Source organism: Acinetobacter pittii, assembly GCF_034064985.1.
GTDB lineage: Bacteria > Pseudomonadota > Gammaproteobacteria > Pseudomonadales > Moraxellaceae > Acinetobacter > Acinetobacter pittii_H.
Window position 1 is genome coordinate 3,678,100 of the sequence record NZ_CP139249.1, and the last position, 19,272, is coordinate 3,697,371.

General features: G+C 40.2%; 17 protein-coding genes, 2 tRNA genes, 1 rRNA gene and 1 pseudogene. 8 read left to right on the forward strand and 13 right to left on the reverse strand.

The features are described 5' to 3' along the window. Positions 1–115: 115 nt before the first annotated feature. From SOI76_RS17615 to SOI76_RS17630, 4 genes and pseudogenes are all read right to left on the reverse strand, one after another. Positions 116–191, reverse strand: a tRNA-Ala gene (locus SOI76_RS17615). Positions 192–246: 55 nt separating this feature from the next. Beyond that, a tRNA-Ile gene (locus SOI76_RS17620) sits at positions 247–323 on the reverse strand. A gap of 59 nt (positions 324–382) precedes the next feature. After that, positions 383–1,920, reverse strand: a 16S ribosomal RNA gene (locus SOI76_RS17625). A 518-nt stretch (positions 1,921–2,438) separates the two neighbouring features. Further along, positions 2,439–3,009, reverse strand: a pseudogene (locus SOI76_RS17630) (TetR/AcrR family transcriptional regulator). Positions 3,010–3,095: 86 nt separating this feature from the next. Here SOI76_RS17630 and SOI76_RS17635 point away from each other — a divergent pair. Continuing rightward, entirely contained in the window at positions 3,096–4,310 is a 1,215-nt protein-coding gene (locus SOI76_RS17635) for an oxygenase MpaB family protein (RefSeq protein ID WP_104080475.1), read from the forward strand. A gap of 69 nt (positions 4,311–4,379) precedes the next feature. Here the strand turns inward: SOI76_RS17635 and SOI76_RS17640 are convergent, their stop codons facing one another. From SOI76_RS17640 to def, 4 genes are all read right to left on the reverse strand, one after another. Continuing rightward, on the reverse strand, positions 4,380–4,586 hold the full coding sequence (locus tag SOI76_RS17640; RefSeq protein WP_104080474.1) for a hypothetical protein: 207 nt from the start codon (positions 4,584–4,586) through the stop codon (positions 4,380–4,382). A 53-nt stretch (positions 4,587–4,639) separates the two neighbouring features. After that, on the reverse strand, positions 4,640–6,721 hold the full coding sequence (oprC, locus tag SOI76_RS17645) for a TonB-dependent copper receptor (protein ID WP_104080473.1): 2,082 nt from the start codon (positions 6,719–6,721) through the stop codon (positions 4,640–4,642). 72 nt (positions 6,722–6,793) lie between these two features. After that, positions 6,794–7,228, reverse strand: a complete 435-nt coding sequence (locus tag SOI76_RS17650; RefSeq protein WP_104080472.1) for a DUF2946 family protein — start codon at positions 7,226–7,228, stop codon at positions 6,794–6,796. Positions 7,229–7,271: 43 nt separating this feature from the next. Continuing rightward, a complete protein-coding gene (gene def, locus SOI76_RS17655; RefSeq protein WP_002114101.1) occupies positions 7,272–7,802 on the reverse strand; it encodes a peptide deformylase in 531 nt (176 codons plus the stop codon). A 123-nt stretch (positions 7,803–7,925) separates the two neighbouring features. Between def and SOI76_RS17660 the strand changes: the two genes are divergently transcribed. Genes SOI76_RS17660 through yrdC form a run of 3 tightly spaced genes read left to right on the forward strand, consistent with a single transcriptional unit; the run spans position 7,926 to position 10,855 of the window. Then, positions 7,926–9,080, forward strand: a complete 1,155-nt coding sequence (locus tag SOI76_RS17660; protein WP_032055795.1) for a LysM peptidoglycan-binding domain-containing protein — start codon at positions 7,926–7,928, stop codon at positions 9,078–9,080. A 20-nt stretch (positions 9,081–9,100) separates the two neighbouring features. Then, a complete protein-coding gene (gene dprA / locus SOI76_RS17665) occupies positions 9,101–10,234 on the forward strand; it encodes a DNA-processing protein DprA (RefSeq protein WP_104080471.1) in 1,134 nt (377 codons plus the stop codon). 51 nt (positions 10,235–10,285) lie between these two features. Further along, positions 10,286–10,855, forward strand: coding sequence for an L-threonylcarbamoyladenylate synthase (yrdC, locus tag SOI76_RS17670; protein ID WP_013199176.1), 570 nt, complete (start codon positions 10,286–10,288; stop codon positions 10,853–10,855). A gap of 389 nt (positions 10,856–11,244) precedes the next feature. On the opposite strand, the gene SOI76_RS17675 is transcribed toward yrdC, so the two are convergent. Continuing rightward, the gene (locus SOI76_RS17675; RefSeq protein ID WP_079284394.1) at positions 11,245–12,165 is read right to left on the reverse strand and encodes a DMT family transporter; all 921 of its coding nucleotides are present in this window, start codon (positions 12,163–12,165) and stop codon (positions 11,245–11,247) included. A gap of 104 nt (positions 12,166–12,269) precedes the next feature. Further along, complete coding sequence (locus SOI76_RS17680) at positions 12,270–12,923, reverse strand: TetR/AcrR family transcriptional regulator (RefSeq protein WP_104080470.1); 654 nt, start codon at positions 12,921–12,923, stop codon at positions 12,270–12,272. A 135-nt stretch (positions 12,924–13,058) separates the two neighbouring features. Here SOI76_RS17680 and nepI point away from each other — a divergent pair, with 135 nt between their 5' ends. From nepI to SOI76_RS17700, 4 genes are all read left to right on the forward strand, one after another. After that, positions 13,059–14,273 (forward strand): MFS transporter, encoded by a 1,215-nt coding sequence (gene nepI, locus SOI76_RS17685; protein ID WP_104080469.1) that lies wholly within the window; start codon positions 13,059–13,061, stop codon positions 14,271–14,273. Between the two features lie 21 nt (positions 14,274–14,294). Next, entirely contained in the window at positions 14,295–15,059 is a 765-nt protein-coding gene (gene yeaM, locus SOI76_RS17690; protein ID WP_104080468.1) for an AraC family transcriptional regulator, read from the forward strand. Positions 15,060–15,179: 120 nt separating this feature from the next. Continuing rightward, complete coding sequence (btuE, locus tag SOI76_RS17695) at positions 15,180–15,725, forward strand: glutathione peroxidase (RefSeq protein WP_104080467.1); 546 nt, start codon at positions 15,180–15,182, stop codon at positions 15,723–15,725. 141 nt (positions 15,726–15,866) lie between these two features. Continuing rightward, entirely contained in the window at positions 15,867–16,463 is a 597-nt protein-coding gene (locus SOI76_RS17700; RefSeq protein WP_078221356.1) for a hypothetical protein, read from the forward strand. A 58-nt stretch (positions 16,464–16,521) separates the two neighbouring features. Here the strand turns inward: SOI76_RS17700 and atpC are convergent, their stop codons facing one another. Genes atpC through atpG form a run of 3 tightly spaced genes read right to left on the reverse strand, consistent with a single transcriptional unit; the run spans position 16,522 to position 19,253 of the window. Next, the gene (atpC, locus tag SOI76_RS17705) at positions 16,522–16,941 is read right to left on the reverse strand and encodes a F0F1 ATP synthase subunit epsilon (RefSeq protein ID WP_002114076.1); all 420 of its coding nucleotides are present in this window, start codon (positions 16,939–16,941) and stop codon (positions 16,522–16,524) included. 17 nt (positions 16,942–16,958) lie between these two features. After that, entirely contained in the window at positions 16,959–18,353 is a 1,395-nt protein-coding gene (atpD, locus tag SOI76_RS17710; protein ID WP_002114045.1) for a F0F1 ATP synthase subunit beta, read from the reverse strand. A gap of 30 nt (positions 18,354–18,383) precedes the next feature. After that, positions 18,384–19,253, reverse strand: coding sequence for a F0F1 ATP synthase subunit gamma (atpG, locus tag SOI76_RS17715; protein ID WP_002114131.1), 870 nt, complete (start codon positions 19,251–19,253; stop codon positions 18,384–18,386). Between the last annotated feature and the right edge of the window lie 19 nt (positions 19,254–19,272).

The window sequence follows — 19,272 nt, forward strand, 5'->3', positions numbered from 1 at the left end:
CATGCCTTCGTCAGGTCATGCTTAATACCGTGATACTTAAATCACAGAAGTTAATAAACCAAGATCTTAAAATCTCTATTTACTAATTTCTGTAATCCGAACTTCTCTTAAGTTCTGGTGGAGACTAGGAGAGTCGAACTCCTGACCTCCTGCGTGCAAAGCAGGCGCTCTACCAACTAAGCTAAGTCCCCAGCTTACATCATCAGTCATGTATCTTTTATCTATAACTTCAACTAGTCAAAGTCATGGTGGGTCTGACAAGACTTGAACTTGTGACCCCACGCTTATCAAGCGTGTGCTCTAACCAACTGAGCTACAGACCCTCAGATACATCTATGAAGAACAACTTGTTGTGGATTCTTACCAATCGTCAATCTTTCGTTAAGGAGGTGATCCAGCCGCAGGTTCCCCTACGGCTACCTTGTTACGACTTCACCCCAGTCATCGGCCACACCGTGGTAACCGCCCTCTTTGCAGTTAGGCTAGCTACTTCTGGTGCAACAAACTCCCATGGTGTGACGGGCGGTGTGTACAAGGCCCGGGAACGTATTCACCGCGGCATTCTGATCCGCGATTACTAGCGATTCCGACTTCATGGAGTCGAGTTGCAGACTCCAATCCGGACTACGATCGGCTTTTTGAGATTAGCATCCTATCGCTAGGTAGCAACCCTTTGTACCGACCATTGTAGCACGTGTGTAGCCCTGGCCGTAAGGGCCATGATGACTTGACGTCGTCCCCGCCTTCCTCCAGTTTGTCACTGGCAGTATCCTTAAAGTTCCCGACATTACTCGCTGGCAAATAAGGAAAAGGGTTGCGCTCGTTGCGGGACTTAACCCAACATCTCACGACACGAGCTGACGACAGCCATGCAGCACCTGTATGTAAGTTCCCGAAGGCACCAATCCATCTCTGGAAAGTTCTTACTATGTCAAGGCCAGGTAAGGTTCTTCGCGTTGCATCGAATTAAACCACATGCTCCACCGCTTGTGCGGGCCCCCGTCAATTCATTTGAGTTTTAGTCTTGCGACCGTACTCCCCAGGCGGTCTACTTATCGCGTTAGCTGCGCCACTAAAGCCTCAAAGGCCCCAACGGCTAGTAGACATCGTTTACGGCATGGACTACCAGGGTATCTAATCCTGTTTGCTCCCCATGCTTTCGCACCTCAGCGTCAGTGTTAGGCCAGATGGCTGCCTTCGCCATCGGTATTCCTCCAGATCTCTACGCATTTCACCGCTACACCTGGAATTCTACCATCCTCTCCCACACTCTAGCTAACCAGTATCGAATGCAATTCCCAAGTTAAGCTCGGGGATTTCACATTTGACTTAATTAGCCGCCTACGCGCGCTTTACGCCCAGTAAATCCGATTAACGCTTGCACCCTCTGTATTACCGCGGCTGCTGGCACAGAGTTAGCCGGTGCTTATTCTGCGAGTAACGTCCACTATCTCTAGGTATTAACTAAAGTAGCCTCCTCCTCGCTTAAAGTGCTTTACAACCATAAGGCCTTCTTCACACACGCGGCATGGCTGGATCAGGCTTGCGCCCATTGTCCAATATTCCCCACTGCTGCCTCCCGTAGGAGTCTGGGCCGTGTCTCAGTCCCAGTGTGGCGGATCATCCTCTCAGACCCGCTACAGATCGTCGCCTTGGTAGGCCTTTACCCCACCAACTAGCTAATCCGACTTAGGCTCATCTATTAGCGCAAGGTCCGAAGATCCCCTGCTTTCTCCCGTAGGACGTATGCGGTATTAGCATTCCTTTCGAAATGTTGTCCCCCACTAATAGGCAGATTCCTAAGCATTACTCACCCGTCCGCCGCTAAGATCAGTAGCAAGCTACCTCTCTCCGCTCGACTTGCATGTGTTAAGCCTGCCGCCAGCGTTCAATCTGAGCCATGATCAAACTCTTCAGTTAAAATCATTTTGCACCTTATTAAAGACAAGGTGCCAATTCTGGCTCATCAATTACTGACTTAAATTTCGCTCAAATAAACTTCGAGTAATTTAAACCAATCAATCAATGAAAATTATTTCGATTAATCAATCAGTAAAAATCCACACAAGTTGTTCTTCAATTCTCTTAATGATCTTCTTCCTGGTTCGTCACCAGCAAGCTAGGTCGGCTATATTACTCTTAATCTCTTAAAAGTCAACAGGTAATTTCGATATTTTTAAAACTTATTCTCAAAACCAACTTACCATCAAATTCATCACTTAAAGCAACCAATCTAATCACAAGTAACTGTTTTTCAACAAGTTTCTATCTGCATCACCGCCGATGGATGTGCATTATAGACCATCTCATTCCCTTTGCAAGCGAAAATTAAAAATTAATGACTTGAGCGTTTACTTTTAAACCACAACACACATTAAACTATTGTTTTATATTAATAATTATTTTAATTTTTTATTTTTGACTTAAATAAGCCAGTATCATGCTCGATAATTCTCGCTTAAGTTGTTGTTCTGAGATAAGAAAATTGTTCTGGCTTACATAACGCATCATCGTAAAAAGCGTACTATTAATAATTACAAAGGATTTATACTTTACCTGTTCGAAGTCCCACTGATGAGGATTTCTACTGAATGTATATAGCCCTACTTCAAAAAAATGCTTTTCTAAAATCTGAGCAGCTTGCGAATGACTATAGTCATGCCAGTGTTTCAGCACTTCTATAAAAAAGCCTTGATCAGCTTTTAATGCATTAAATCCCAACTCTATTGCTAAGGGAATGAGCAGCTCTAAAGGAATATTTCCTTGTCGCACAACTAATTCTTTAAGTTGCAGCCCCAGCAATTCGCTTTTACGGCGCAATAGTTCTTCTATGATTTGATCTTTATTCTCAAAGTATTGGTAAATCGACCCAACACTTACTCCAGATTTCTCTGCAATTTTAGGCGTCGTCGTATGTAGTAATCCATACTGGGCGATACACTGCTGTGTCGCCTCTAAAATATGGTCAACAATAATTTTTGAACGCTGTTGCTGTGGGGCTTTTCTCATCGTTTTTATTCGTTAAATGCGAATTGAATGCGAATAATTATTCATATTAGCCTATTTATTATTCAGTTCAATAAGTAAGTAACGATATGCAAATGATTAGCCCGACTCGACTTGCTTCTTTTAATGACATGCAAGACAGCAATTTTTTTACTCAGTTTTTAAATATCTGTTGTGAAAAACCTGTACAACCAAACTATACGGAATATATGTCTTTACAACATGCTCTTTATGAAGGGGATATTGAAATGGATAAGGTGATTGATTGGGTTATGCAAAATCCCAAAGATCACCGCATGATTTTTGAGAAGATATTATTTCAAGGCCGCGATAATCTATCTGAGCGTATACCTACTGAGTTAGAAAATTTCTTTAATTACATTGAGCAAAAGCCTGAATGGTTAGATCAGCGTCAAATTGATGAGGCTGTTAAATTTACTCATCGTTTAGGAATAAATAATGGTTTTATTCTTAGAGATTTATCCTTAATGGCGGGATATTTATATCCAGGATTTAATCAGCCGCTAATTTTAACGGGTGCATTAAAGAAACAGGCAGGTACTCATTTAGCTGAAACCACTAAATGGTGGGTTGATATTACTGAACCTCAAGGACTTGAGCGTCTAAGCGCAGGTTTTACATCAACGATTTATGTTCGCTTTATTCATACACTCGTTCGCCGACAATTAAAAAAGTCTGATCGTTGGGATAGTGAAGTTTGGGGAATTCCACTTAATCAATTTGATTTAGCCATGACTAATTTGGCTTTTAGCAGTGTAGTTTTACTCGGTATTAGGGCTTTAGGTGTATGGCCGACCAAACAAGAAGCCAAGAGTTTTCTACATTTTTGGCGTTATGTTGGCTGGTTGATGGGTATTGATGAAAAATGGCTTATTCAATCTGAATCTGAGGGTTGGAGGTTACTTTACTGGATGCAGTTTGCTCACCCTCGCTCCGATCACAGCAGTATTGAATTAGGATTGAGCTTGTCGAAAGAACCTTTTGACAGAAAATATCTGCATTTACGCTCTTTACAGCAGAAGCTTGCTTATCGACAACATTTAGAACTTACCCAATTTTTTATTGGTAAGAAAAGAATGAAACTACTCGGATTGCCTCGGCAGTCTGCCTCATGGTTTGCTTATTATTTAATTGTGCGTAATTTACTACTTTATAATGGCGCAAAGCTTTCACCAAAAGTTGAAAAGTTTTTATCTAAATCAGGCCGTAATATACAAAAACTTGGCTTAACGCTTTATCAGAATCAAGGTAAAGCAAAAACCTTAGCAAGTATGCATCAATAATTCTGGAATCTAAAAAAGCAAAAAATGGAAGCCTGTTATCCAGACTTCCTTTTTCAAATATTAAGGCGCTTATTGAGCTGATGAACTGTGCATTTCAGCGTGATTCATTTGCTCGTGTGACTCTACCATCTGCTTCTTTTTTTGACTTGGCATGTAGTCAGGCTCATTGTTGATGGCCAAGTAAAAAATAATCATAAACAATACACTCAAGATAGAAGCCACAATAAGTAACTTCCATCCCCACCAAGACTGTTCAGGCGATAATTTATTAGTCATTTCATTTCTCTCATTAAATTAATAATTTCAGTTCTTTAATTCGCTAAAGCTTATTAAAACTTCATGCTCATACGAACCCAGTAATTTCTTCCGATATTGTTAAACTGCTCTTCGCTCGCAAATCCAAAGCCTGCACTACCCGCTTTATTTAAGTGTTCGGTATAGGTCTTATCTAATACGTTATCAATGCCAACAGAGACATCAATATCTTTACGAAGGTTGTAACTTCCGTTTAAAGAAAGTGTTGAGAAACCTTTACTTGGTTTTAGGTCATATCCCACGATATTACCTTGATGTAGACTCACACGGTTTTGCTCAGCAACAGCTCGCCATAACAGACCTAAGTTATATTTGTCAGCCACATAGCGAATATTTAAACGACCTTCTAAAGGTGAAATTTGAGGTAGAGGTTTGTCATCTGTGGTGTTTTTGCCCCACGCATACATCGCACTCAAATCTGCCTGAATACGGTCAGTGAATTGGTACCCAATACCCGCTTCCGCACCAGCAATGGTTGCATCAACATTTTTAGCACCCGCAGTAATCCCATGGCTCATACCATGTCCATCTATTCCAGTACTTGGGTGATGGTGATAACTCATTAAAATGTAATCATCTACTAAACCTGCGTAAGCAGAAGCCCATGTACTTAAAGCTCCATGTTGCTGCTGGAAGCCCATATCTAACTGTAATGTTTTCTCAGGATTCACACCGTTAAAAGTATTGGTTGAGCCAGCATTACCATGTATAGGCGAGAAAAGCTCCCAATAATCAGGCATACGCTCTACATAACCTAAACCGATATAGCTTTTTAGCTCATGCTCAGGATGTTGATTTTCCCAGCGAACAAATGCGCTCGGTAAAGTCTTTTCAAGCTTCGTATTAAAATCTTTTGATTTGGCGCGTTCGTCTTCAACTGTGACTCGATCTAAACGCACACCTGTGACCAGTTTGTTGAAATCGTTCCATTGATAGCCGAGTTCACCAAAAGCTCCGTATGAATGAAAGATCATATCCGTTACGCGAGGTTGGTTGAGGTAGTTACTCCTCATACTACTGCGTGAGCTGTGTTTATTATTTTGAGTATCTACACCCGATATAAAGCTCCATTGACTCCACTCATTAGTCATCGCTAAACGTGCGTTCAATGTACGGCGTGCAACATTTGATGCCATTGGCATGGACATACCATCTTGTGGATTAAATTCACGCAAACTAAAGTTATCCATAATATGGTCGTTATAGCTGTAGTTCACCTGCCCTTCAATTTTCTTAATGACATCAGTGATATTTTTCTTTTCGAATCGCAGACCTAAGCTTTCACGCGCAAACTGAGATCCGTCCATTGAACGTCCAGCATAAAGCGATTCACCATCAGATTTTCCACCAGTGAGTTCGAACCACGTGTTTTCATCCGGAGTAAAGCCAAGTGCTATATCAGCATTCCACTTTTTCCATGCTGAGGGCACGGTATTGCCATCACCATCTTGATAACTATTCGATTCTGAACGGTTGGCATTTAAACGAATATATTTTTTCTCATCACCCAATGCCGCTTCAACATTATGATCAATACGTCCATATGAACCTAATAAGACACTCGCTTGTCCGCGATAAGGTTTTTCAGAGGTGAGTTTCTCAGGCTGACGTTCAAAAAGGACTGTTGCTGCCGAACCTGTATTGGCATATTGAACCGTTTGTGGACCTTTAATTACAGAAATACGATCATAGCTTTCTGGTGAAATGTAGGAAGTTGGAGCATCCATACGGTTTGGGCATGCACCTAAATTTTCAGTTCCATCAGTTAGAATTTTGATGCGTGAACCAAACATACCTCGGAATGTCACATCACCATTCGTTCCCCCACTTTGTATTGAGTTAAAACCCATAATACTTTGTAGATAGTCTGCACCATCTGTAGCAGGCACTGGCTGAATTGGCTGTTTCGGATCTGCATGTACAATCAGACCATTTGCATCGTTGCCTTGTTGTGCTGTAACAACAATAGGCGCTAATGAGTGAAGCGCTTTGGTATCGGCATCATTTTTTTCTGGATTAGCAAAAACTAGCCCCGAATGAGAGACAGCAAACATCGCAACCCATAAAGGTTGTAGTAAAAATTTAGAATGTGGCATTTTTATACGCTCTAAAACATAAATAAAGTGATATCGAAGTCAGTTAAGACCCCAACAAAAAATTGCTTTTATTTATGCAAATAGAGGTGGTGCACGCCCTTGCGGGAGTAGAAAAAGTCGCTGTAGTGCAAAGTAGACATGTCTAAATGCTTGTTGATAAGCGACTAAGCGAACTTGTATGCGGACTAAAACTTCTTTTACACCAAATTCAGGTGGCAAAACCAGATTGGCATAGACGGTACAATATTGACACTGGTGATTTGCATCATGATGATCATGTTGCCCAGAGGCTTGAGCCTGTTCAATATGATGTTCATGATGTTCATGATGTGAATGCATGGCATGTGACATGGCTTCCATCTGTGCTTTAGGTTTAAGCAAAGCGAGGGTAATAGTTTCACAGACCGGAGCAATTTGATACTGCTTCGGTAATAGCGGCTGTAGAAATACCGCGACCTGTAAAAATACTGCTGCACATGCAAGCAGTAAACCACTACGAAAAACCAAAAATCACATCCACACTACATTAATGTTTCAAGAATAGAAATTTTTAACGTTTTACTGCAACTTTTTCACGCTCACGTTGACGAACAACTTTTTCGACTTTTTCTCGAGCACGCTGACGTTTAAGTGGCGACAAATAATCCACAAATAATTTGCCATTTAAGTGATCCATTTCATGTTGGATACAAACAGCGAGAAGTCCATCAGCTTCTAACTCAAATGCTTGACCTTCAAGGTTAATTGCCTCAATTTTCACACGTGACGGGCGCTCAACTTTGTCGTATATTTGTGGCACCGATAGGCAGCCTTCTTCGTACTGCTGCTTATCTTCTGTCAGTGGAGTTATTTTGGGGTTAATGAAAACCATAGGGTCATCTTTAGATTCAGACAAATCTATGACGATAAGCTGAATATGACGATCGACCTGAGAAGCTGCTAAACCAATACCCGGTGCCGCATACATGGTTTCAAGCATATCTGCTGCAAGTTGACGAATTTCATCAGTAACTTCTTCAACAGGCTTAGCAATGGTACGAAGACGGGGATCAGGAAAACTTAAAATAGGTAATAAGGCCATACTGACGTCCTCACTTATGCCATTGATTGAAAAACCAAATGAAGGAAATACTTCATCGAAAAAATTGTGTGTTAGCCGCCTATTATAACGCATCTGCACGCATAATTTTTAGGAATTATCATAATGAAAAAGGTTTTTGACGGCATGGTTCAATTTCATGCTTTGGGGATAAAAAAGCATTTACTTGCTTTCGCACTTTTTACAGGGGTTGCTTTCGGTACGGTAGCAGAGGTTTATGCTGCTAGTCCAAACCATAATCCACCCTCTCTTAAAAGTAATGCACCACATGTCTACGTAGTAAAACGAGGAGATACGCTATGGGATATTTCCGGTCACTTTCTGAGTAAACCTTGGCGCTGGCCTGAAATTTGGGCAAATAATCAGCATGTTAAAAATCCGCATTGGATTTATCCAGGTGATCGATTACTGCTATGTAGTTTAGATGGTCGTCCATTGGTTGGAAAAGATGAGGGAGATGGTTGTGTCGGCATTATTCGCCGTTACACAGGCCAAATGACAAATTTACAACCTCAAGTTCGGGTGGAGTCACTTAACAATAACGTACCTGTTATTGCTCTTGAACATATTAAACAGTGGTTAGAACACAGCACTATTCTGCCAGCTGACGCAATTGAACATACACCTTATGTAGTCGGCACTGCCGATCAACGAGTACTTGCAGCAAAAGGTCAAACTATTTATGCACGCGGACAAGGTTTGATTGATGGTCAACGTTATGCAGTTTATCGTGAAGGTGAACCTTATTATTTCACAGATAATAAAGGCAAAAAGCATAGTCTAGGTATTGAGCTACAACAAGTTGCCTCGGGGATTGCTATCTCTTCTGAAAAAGACATTACCACGCTTGAGTTAACTGACAGCTACGATTCTGAAGTACGTCGTGGTGATCGGGTGATGCCAGAAGAAGATGCCACATTGCCTACTTTATTTTATCCAGTGGACGCTACTCAAGTGCCAGATGGCGGCAAAATCATTCGTGTAATGGGATCAATTGGCACTGCTGCCAAAAATAGTGTAGTGACTTTGGACCGAGGCACAACTCAAGGAGTTCAAGTAGGCCAAGTTTTTGATATTACGCAGCAAGGCGAAACCATTCGAGATCCTAAAACCAAGGAATCAATAAAGTTACCTGGTCAACAAATTGGGAACCTAATGGTTTTTAGAACCTTTGATCAGTTGAGTTATGCCTACGTATTAGAAAGCGATTTACCAATTAAAGTTGGTTCAAGCATTCAGCCGCCTCGCTTTAATGATTAACGCTGGATATACACTTTACAATGCTTACTCAACTTTCTTCACACCATTACCACACGCTTAAAGTGTGGTATTTGGTGCAGCACTCTTTAGTTAGCTTTAAAAAAATTATTGATTATTTTGGTACCTGTGAGAAGGCTGTCCAACCTTCTGGGTTATCCCAATGGCGCAATCTTGGGTTACACGCCAATCATTTAAAACGTGTAGATGAATTTCAAACTGCTCAAGGTCAAGCTCAGTTTGAAAAACTGATTGAGCAGATCCAAAAATATACTGACTTTATTTTAACGGCAGATGACTCAGGCTACCCCACTCAATTACTACCTTATACAGACCACCCGCCTATCATTTTTGGAAAAGGTCAGGCACAAGCACTATTGCAACCACAAATTGCGATTGTCGGTAGTCGAAAACCAAGCCCGCATGGTCGTCAAGTTGCTTATGATTTTGCCTATTACTTAAGTGAAAAAGGATTTTATATAAGTAGTGGCTTGGCATATGGGATTGACGAAGCTGCTCATCAAGGAGCTGCCGCACATCAACGTACTATTGCAGTGACAGGAACAGGTTTAGATAGTACCTATCCTGCTCAAAATAAAAAACTTGCAGAACAGATCTTGGCTCAAAACGGCGCCATCATTACTGAGTTTCTGCCTGGGACACCCCCATTACAACAGCATTTCCCTCGTAGGAACCGAATTGTGAGTGGTCTGAGTCTAGGCGTGTTAGTGGTAGAAGCCACTTTAAAAAGTGGGTCTCTTATTACTGCGAACAAAGCTGCTGAGCAAGGTAAAACCGTATTTGCCATTCCTGGCCATATTTACAGTGAGTTTCATCAAGGCTGCCATCAACTCATTCGTGAGGGAGCAATTTTAGTTGATCATCCTGAGCAGATTATTGAAGACCTTGCTTTACCTACCCAATGGCAAAGTCAGCAACAGAACTCAACTGAAGAAGCAATAGTTTCTTGCGCCCCAGAAATTCCTCAGCATTTAGTTAACCTTTATCAGTCTTTAGATTGGGTTGGACAAGATATTGACCAACTTGTTTTACATCACTCTCAGCCTGTTGCAGAACTCACCTCTTCACTGATGGAACTAGAACTACTTGGTTTATGTATGCAACAATCAGGATTGTATTTACGTTGTCGTTCTTAGTATTGGAGCGCACAATAGCAATTCTGTCTGATTGAAAGGAAGAGTATTAACATGATTACCACCTCAGTTACCGAAGCAGCCGAATGTTTACAACAAGGTCAAGTTTTGGCATATCCAACTGAGGCAGTTTGGGGCTTAGGTTGTGACCCTTTTAATGAGCAAGCTTTTCAAAAGATTCTTGAATTAAAGCAAAGGCCTATTGAAAAGGGTGTAATTTTATTAGCAGGTCATATTAGCCAAGTTGAGCACCTGCTAACTTCTCTACCTCAAACAACTCAACAAGAAATTATTGATTGTTGGACTAATCATCAGCCTTCAGAAAGAGCAACAACTTGGCTATTACCTGCTGGCGAACATATTCCTTCATGGATTAAAGGTGAGCATCCACTTGTCGCTGTTCGAGTCACTACACATCCTTTATGTGTGGCATTATGCAATGCTTTTCATGGTTTTATTGTCTCGACAAGTGCGAACCCAAGTGGGCAAGAACCTGCTCATTCACTACAAGATGCCTGCCAATACTTTGGTTCACAATTAAACTATCTCAATGGTGATTTAGGCCAAAGTCAGCAACCAAGTAGAATTATTAATGCTCTCACTGGAGAGATTATTCGTGCCTAATTTCAGACAAAAAAAAGCTCAGTTATATAGGGATAACTGAGCATAAAAAAGGATGGGTATATACCGCATCCAGAGGGTTTGGATATCTCTGCAACGAAAGATAATTTGCAAAAAGCACGTCTTTCGTAGTGGTCGCTATTATGTAGTAAGAGATCAAATGAGAGAAATATATTATTTCTCTAAAAAAAGCATGAAAAGTGTAGGGAATTTACGGATTTTCGCTTATAAATTAAAATTATATTAATATTTTTGCTCGGCTTTTTTAATATTTATATTACAACCTATTTTTATAAACTATTTATAAATCATATAGAAAAACTTTAACTAAGAAAAAATTGGCATATTTTCATTAGTTTTTTTCAAAATATGCCATAGTTTTTTTACTGACTTTAGTTTTGTTCTTGCATTAATCCGCTCTTTTTAGGTTTAACCTTCTTTTGAGCCATGATAATACCAATTAAGATAACAATCCCACCTAGCGTATGATAAATGGTCCACTGTTCAGACAACCAGACGCTTGCAATAACTGCTGTAAAAACAGGAACCAAGTTCATAAAAATACTTGTTCTATTAGGACCGAGCTGTTGAACAGCTAACATCCAAACTAACGGCGCAATAAGTGAAGCAAATACACCTGCATAAATAGCACTTGGTGCATTTTGTACATTTAAAGCATCAAGTCCAAACCAAAGAATTAAAGGAATATGAAATATTACAGAAAATCCAATCTGAACATATAAGCTCGTCATAATTGGTAGAGGCAACTGCCATTTTTTAAGAAAGACACCATAAAATGCATAGAAGAATACGGCGATAATCATTAACGCATCACCAAGATGCCCGCCCCCACTTAATAGCTTATTAATATTTCCTTGGGACATGACGTATAGCAAACCTGCAAAAGACAAAATACTACCAAAAACTGCAAAGCGGTTAGGCACATCTTTTAAAATGGCAAGTGAAACAAAGATCGTAAAGATTGGAATAAATGCATTCACAATTCCCATATTGGTCGCACTGGTATAATGGGCAGCTGTATAAGCCAAGCCTTGATAAAGCACCATCCCAAATGCACTTAACACAGCAAGCTTAGGTAAATATGGTATTACTAGTCGTCTTTGTCTCCACACAGGCATAAACATAAATGGAGTCAAAATAATAAAAGCGATTAACCACCGATAGAAGCTAATACTTACTGGCGAGATATAATCCGAAACATAACGGGTGACTACAATATTTAAAGACCAAATCAGTACTGCCAAAATGGGAAAAATAAATGCCCATTTGTGATATTTCATGACCTGACTCATAACAATGCACCCTCTACAAAAGAGATTTTATTTTGGAGAATGTCTTAATAAATTGAAATATCGTATTTCCGACATTGATATTGAACTTAGGACATTATCTTTTTTTAGAATAATGTCCAAGCTTTCATGGCATGTTCTACAACTTTATGTAATTGATCAGTACTGGCACCGTCTCTTGCCTGAATGGTAAGGCCTTGAATGACAGTGGCATAAAAGTCCGTCATTTCTTGTAGAGGAGCATTAGATAGCAAATCCCCCTGCTCAACACCTTGTTTGAGACGCTCCAATAATTTTTCTTTGGTTTTTATGCGTTTGTCTAATAGGTTCTGCTGCACATCTTGAGTGGCATCAGAACAATTCATAGCTGCAACCACCAACATACAACCAGCTGGCTTATTAGGTTGAATCAATCGTTTTACGTTGTCATAAAGATATAACTCAAACGCAATTTTTGCAGTTTTTGCTTCTAAAAAGATGGTTTCTATAGGGCATGCTTCATGAGCCAAATAGTAATCAATACTTTTATAAAACAGCCCTGCCTTATCCCCAAAGGCACTATATAGGCTAGGCGCTGTAATTTCCAAAGCTTGTGTTAAATCACTAATAGACGTTGCTTCATAGCCATGCTCCCAAAAGAGCAACATTGCTTTTTGCAAAACCTCTTGTTCATCAAAGCATTTAGGACGTCCGCGCTTTTTTTTCAGCGTTTCCTCAGTAACAACAAGGTCTGTTTCATGCCTATTTGTCATAAAGATCACATCTATTTTTATAACAATCGTTATTAAATTAATTGACGTTCGATTTTTTATCAACTATTTTATTTTCATAATGATCGTTAGTTAATTAATAAATTGTCTTTCTTTACTCTAAATTTAGCCAAGTAAGGATTTCCTATGGACCAATCGTCTATCTCTAAAGCGCGACCCACGACCTCCACTCAAGGAAGCTGGTTTGCCATTTTGGCCGTTTCTATCGCAGCATTTGCCTTAGTTACAAGTGAATTTTTACCCGTTGGCGTTCTAAATAGTGTCGCAACAGATTTAAATATTTCTGTAGGTACAGCAGGCCTGATTATTACAGTACCCGGCATTATGGCAGCAATTGCAGCCCCTCTATTGCCTGTATCAGTGAAACAACTTGATCGGCGTTATGTGCTTATCTTGCTGACAGCTATTATGGTTATTGCCAATACCATTACCGCATTTGCTGAAAACTTCCATGTTCTATTGTTAAGCCGCTTAATTTTAGGTATTTCAATTGGTGGTTTCTGGGCGACCGCCATTGCTCTAAGTGGAAAATTAGCTCCCTCACACCTTCCTATTGCTAAAGCAACTGCGGTCGTGATGGCAGGTGTGACTTTTGCTACAGTTCTAGGTGTACCTATTGGAACTTGGTTAAGCGAGTTTTATGGCTGGCGTAGTGCTTTTGGAATTACTGCAGGCATTGGCTTAGTTGTTTTAATCTTACAATTAATCTTTTTACCTAAACTTGTACCAGATTCGGCAATTCACATGAAAGATTTGCCAGCACTATTACGCACTCCTAAAGCACGTAGTGGCATGTTGATTGTTTTATTGATCGGACTCGCTCACTTTTGTGCCTATAGCTATTTAGCACCTTTCTTTAAAAATGTTGCTGGTTTTAATGGGACAACCATTAGTTCATTATTATTGCTCTATGGAATTGCTGGTATTTTCGGAAATGCTTTTGCCGGATATAGTGGCAATATAAATGTCCGTTATACATTAGCTTTTGTGGGTACATGCTTTGCAATCGTATTCTTTGGATTTCCTCTTTTTGCCGTTCATGAGTTTGGTGCTATTGTCTTAACCGCGTTATGGGGATTTGCATTTGGTGCCTTCCCTACCTCAGCGAATATTTGGATGTTTGTACATGCGCCAAATGCAGTTGAAAAAGGTATGCCGCTTTTTGTAGGTATGTTTCAGGTGATGATTGCGACAGGTTCATTATTAGGGGGATATGTGGTTGATCATTTCAATGAAAATACTTTAATTTATGGTGTATTAAGCTTTGTTGCCCTAGCATTACTGAGTACATTTACCTTAGCGAAAGGTCTTAATAACCCTAAAGCTACTTGTGAAAATTAAAATATGAGTCAGAGCATATAGATGAACAATGAGGATCAGCAATTTTCATTATTAAACAGTATAGAAGTTCATGAATTTCTATACCAAAAAGAAGATATTGTTCGTCCTCATGCATCTCTTTGGGGAGATTTTAATTTCAGTTTAAATGGCATATTAGAAATGGAGATTGAAGAACAGCTATATCTTTCTCCACCTAGCTATGGTCTTTGGATTCCACCTCAAACTGTTCATCAGTCAACCCATATCGACCATGAAATTCATTATATCTGTATTCGACTGCACCCTCGCCTATGCTCTATTTTAGGAAATACCTGTCGATGCTTTAGTATTCAGCCTTTTTTTCGCACTTTAGTTTTACAAATTCTAGAGCAGCAAAAACAAACCGAACAACCTGAATATTTAGAACATCTTTTACAAGTTTTATTCGATCAACTCAAACAAGCTCCTGCATATTCGCATTATTTACCGCAAACACGGCATCCTGTTTTATTGCCTATTTTAGAAAAACTTTCAGATCCATTACTTTTTGATCACTCTTTACAGCAGTTGCTACAAAACTTTTCGGTCAGTGATCGCCACTTATTACGTTTGAGTCAACAAGAGCTTCAGCTTTCGTTGTCCGAATGGCGTAACCGAGCCAAAATTGTTTATGCCATTCATCAGATTCGCCAAGGGACGTCTATCAAGCGTTTAGCATACGATTTAGGTTATCAACATAGCTCAAGTTTTATTGAATTTTTTAAACGTTACACTGGGCAAACACCTATCCAAATCAGAAATAACTAGAATTCAGCTTATCTTTAAAAACTTTTTCTTTTTTGAACACGAATATTATTGCACTACCCCTCAATAGCAGTTAAAACAAATGCGTTACTTGATATCAATTACAATCTTTAGGAAAGACTCATGACACAATCTGTATATCACATTCCAGTAAAAGCTATTTCAGGCGAAACGGTTGACCTCGAACAATACAAAGGTAAAGTTCTACTTATCGTAAATACCGCTTCTAAATGTGGTTTAACTCCACAATACGAAGGCTTAGAAAAACTTTACCAAGCAAAAAAAGACCAAGGTCTTGAAATTTTAGGTTTCCCAGCAAATAACTTTAAAGAGCAAGAACCAGGTTCTGATGAAGAAATTCAGCAATTTTGTTCATTAAATTATGATGTTCATTTCCCTTTATTTTCTAAGGTTTCTGTAGTCGGCGAAGATAAGCACCCACTTTACCAAACTTTGACAGCAGCTCAACCAGAACGTACTGGTGAAGGTCCTTTCCGTGAGCGTTTAGAAGGCTTAGGTATTCCAACCAACCCTGCTCCAGAAGTTTTATGGAACTTCGAAAAGTTTTTAATTAATAAAAATGGTGAAGTCGCGGCTCGCTTTGCTCCGAACCTAACAGCAGACGATGAACAAATCGTTAAAGCAGTTGAAGCAGAGTTAGCAAAATAATATTTTAAAATGTGAGAAAGGGCGTTTTATACGCTCTTTTTTATGCTCTCCTCAAAGTGTTGTTCGTTTGCAAAAATACAATCTTTCTTCATATTTTATGCCTATAGTATCTATTTGCTTTATTTGATGTTGTTTGTAGTTATGAAAAAAGTTTTACAGGGCGCATTTCTTCCTTTTGTAATTTTTGCCTCAGGCATGCTTTTACTCGGGTGCGATCAGGCACAAGACCATGCTACCGAACAAGAAAAGACTGAAATAACTGAACAGGCATCTGACCAGAACATTGAACAACAAGCGGCAGAAATTGCACCCAACAAAGCCGAACTTAAAAGCGGCAATATTTTTTATATGGTCCGCGATGCTGCTAATTTACAGCTTAAAGCTGGTGACTACGTTGAACAGCTTAAAGATACTCAGCTTGATGTTGAACAAGCCATCCAAGATAAAAATCAGAATGAGCTAAAAACTACTGTCACTACTTTAAAACAGCAACTAGAAGGTTTAAATCAAGCACTTTTGACTTTAGATATCAAAAGTCAGGAAATTGAGAATATTCGCCAAAGTTTATTACATGCCAACCAACAAGCTCTTAGCATGCCATTACTCAATGGAAAATTAGATCAAATCAATTTTGACCAAATTGAAAAACAGCTTAATACCATTCAAATGGATATGGTGAAGCTTGCTGCCATGATTATGGCAGGAGATGAAAAGTCAGATTCAAAAACTGAATCTTAAAAAAACAACTTATAAAAAAAGCCACCTTACGGTGGCTTTTTCAATCTCAAACCGGCAATTATAGTGCGCGGTTTTTGATTTTACGGATAGTTTCAAGCTGTGCAGCTGTTTCTGCCAAGGCAGCCAACGCAGCAGCTGAGTCCAAATCACTCTTTTGGTTTGCAAGCAATTGTTCAGCATTTTTACGTGCTTCTAAAATTGCCGCTTCATCCAAGTTGTCTGCACGGATTGCAGTATCTGCAAGAACCGTTACAACATGAGGTTGAACTTCTAAAACACCGCCAGATACATAGACGATTTCTTCTGTACCATTTTCCAACTGAACACGAATCGGGCCCGGTTGAAGCAAGGTTACAAGTGGAGCATGTCCTGGCAAAATACCAAGCTCACCACCAGCACCTTTCGCGATTAACATCGTTACTGCGCCAGAGTAAATAGACTCTTTAACACTTACGACATCACATTGCATAGTCGCCATGAGATGATCTCCTTAAATTAGAGTTTCTCAGCTTTAGCAATCACTTCGTCAATACCACCAACCATATAGAACGCTTGTTCTGGGATGTGATCGTATTCACCAGCTAATAGACCTTTAAAGCCACGAATCGTTTCTTTAAGCGGTACTAATTTACCAGGAGCACCAGTAAACACTTCAGCTACGTGGAATGGTTGAGAGAAGAAACGTTGGATTTTACGCGCACGGTAAACAACCAATTTATCTTCTTCAGCTAATTCATCCATACCCAAGATTGCGATGATGTCTTTAAGCTCTTTATAACGTTGCAATACGTTTTGTACTGCACGCGCAATTTCATAGTGCTCTTGACCAACAACTAATGGGTCTAACTGACGTGAAGTTGAGTCAAGTGGATCGATCGCTGGATAGATACCAGAAGATGCGATGTCACGGCTCAATACTACTGTTGCATCTAAGTGAGCAAATGTAGTTGCAGGAGATGGATCTGTTAAGTCATCGGCAGGTACATATACTGCTTGGATCGATGTGATCGAACCAGATTTAGTAGATGTAATACGCTCTTGAAGAACACCCATTTCTTCTGCAAGTGTAGGTTGGTAACCTACCGCAGATGGCATACGACCTAACAATGCTGATACTTCTGTACCCGCAAGTGTATAACGGTAGATGTTGTCGACGAATAATAATACGTCACGACCTTTACCATTTTCGTCTTTTTGATCACGGAAGTATTCAGCCATAGTCAAACCAGTTAACGCTACGCGTAAACGGTTACCTGGTGGCTCGTTCATCTGACCGTAGACCATTGCTACTTTGTCAAGAACGTTAGAATCTTTCATTTCGTGATAGAAGTCGTTACCTTCACGAGTACGCTCACCAACACCAGCAAACACAGATAAACCTGAGTGAGCTTTCGCGATGTTGTTGATCAACTCCATCATGTTAACGGTTTTACCAACACCAGCACCACCGAATAGACCAACTTTACCACCTTTTGCGAACGGGCAAAGTAAGTCAATTACTTTAATACCAGTTTCTAAAAGATCAGTAGAAGCTGCTTGTTCAGCATAAGAAGGTGCTTGACGGTGAATCGGCAAACGCTCTTCAGTCGCTACAGGACCTGCTTCATCAATTGGGCGACCCAAAACGTCCATGATACGACCAAGCGTAGCTGGACCTACTGGAACAGAAATCGGTGCATTTGTGCTAGTTACATTAAGGCCACGTTTAAGACCTTCTGTAGAACCCATTGCGATGGTACGAACAACACCATCGCCAAGCTGTTGCTGAACTTCTAATGTAGTTTCAGTACCGTCAACTTGGAGAGCGTCATAGATCTTAGGAACGCTATTGCGCTCAAACTCGACGTCGATAACCGCGCCGATGATCTGAATGATACGACCGCTACTCATTGCTGTCTCCTCAATTCAAACTTAATAATGTTAAACGGCAGCGGCACCGCCAACGATCTCGGAAATTTCCTGAGTAATCGCGGCTTGACGCAGCTTGTTGTAAATGAGTTGTAGGTCTTTAATCAATTGTCCTGCGTTGTCTGTCGCTGCTTTCATCGCGACCATACGAGCTGACTGCTCACATGCAACGTTTTCAATCACACCTTGATAAACCATAGACTCGATATAGCGAACCAACAAACCATTTAACAATTCTTCTGCTTCTGGTTCGTAGATATAGTCCCAACCATAAGTACGGTTGAGATCATCGCCTTCTTCTGCTGGTGCTAAAGGAACAAGTTGTTCTACTTTAGGCTGCTGAGTCATTGCATTAACGAAGCCATTTGATACGAGATAGATACGATCTAATTCGCCTTTATCAAATGCATCAAGCATAACTTGGACTGAGCCAGTTAACTGTTCCAAACTCGGCGCATCGCCAAGTTGGGTAGTTGCACCGAGCACTTTACCGCCGTAATTCTTAAAAAACGAAACCGCTTTTTGACCAATTAAAGCAAATTCAACTTCAATTGACTGCTGTTGTTGTGCTTTGACATGCTGCACAACTTTCTTGAACAAGTTAATGTTCAAGCCACCTGCCAAACCACGATCTGAAGACACTACGATATAGCCAACACGCTTAACTGGGCGGTCAACCATATAACGGTGTTTGTATTCAGGGTTTGCTTGTACCAAGTGAGCAATTACACGGCGCATATTATCGGCATACGGACGGCCCTGAGCCATGCGCTCTTGCGCACGACGCATTTTAGAAGCAGCTACCATTTGCATCGCGCGAGTAATCTTTTGCGTGCTCTTGATACTAGCTACTTTGGCGCGAATTTCTTTTAAATTTGCCATACGCTTAACCTAGTATTCG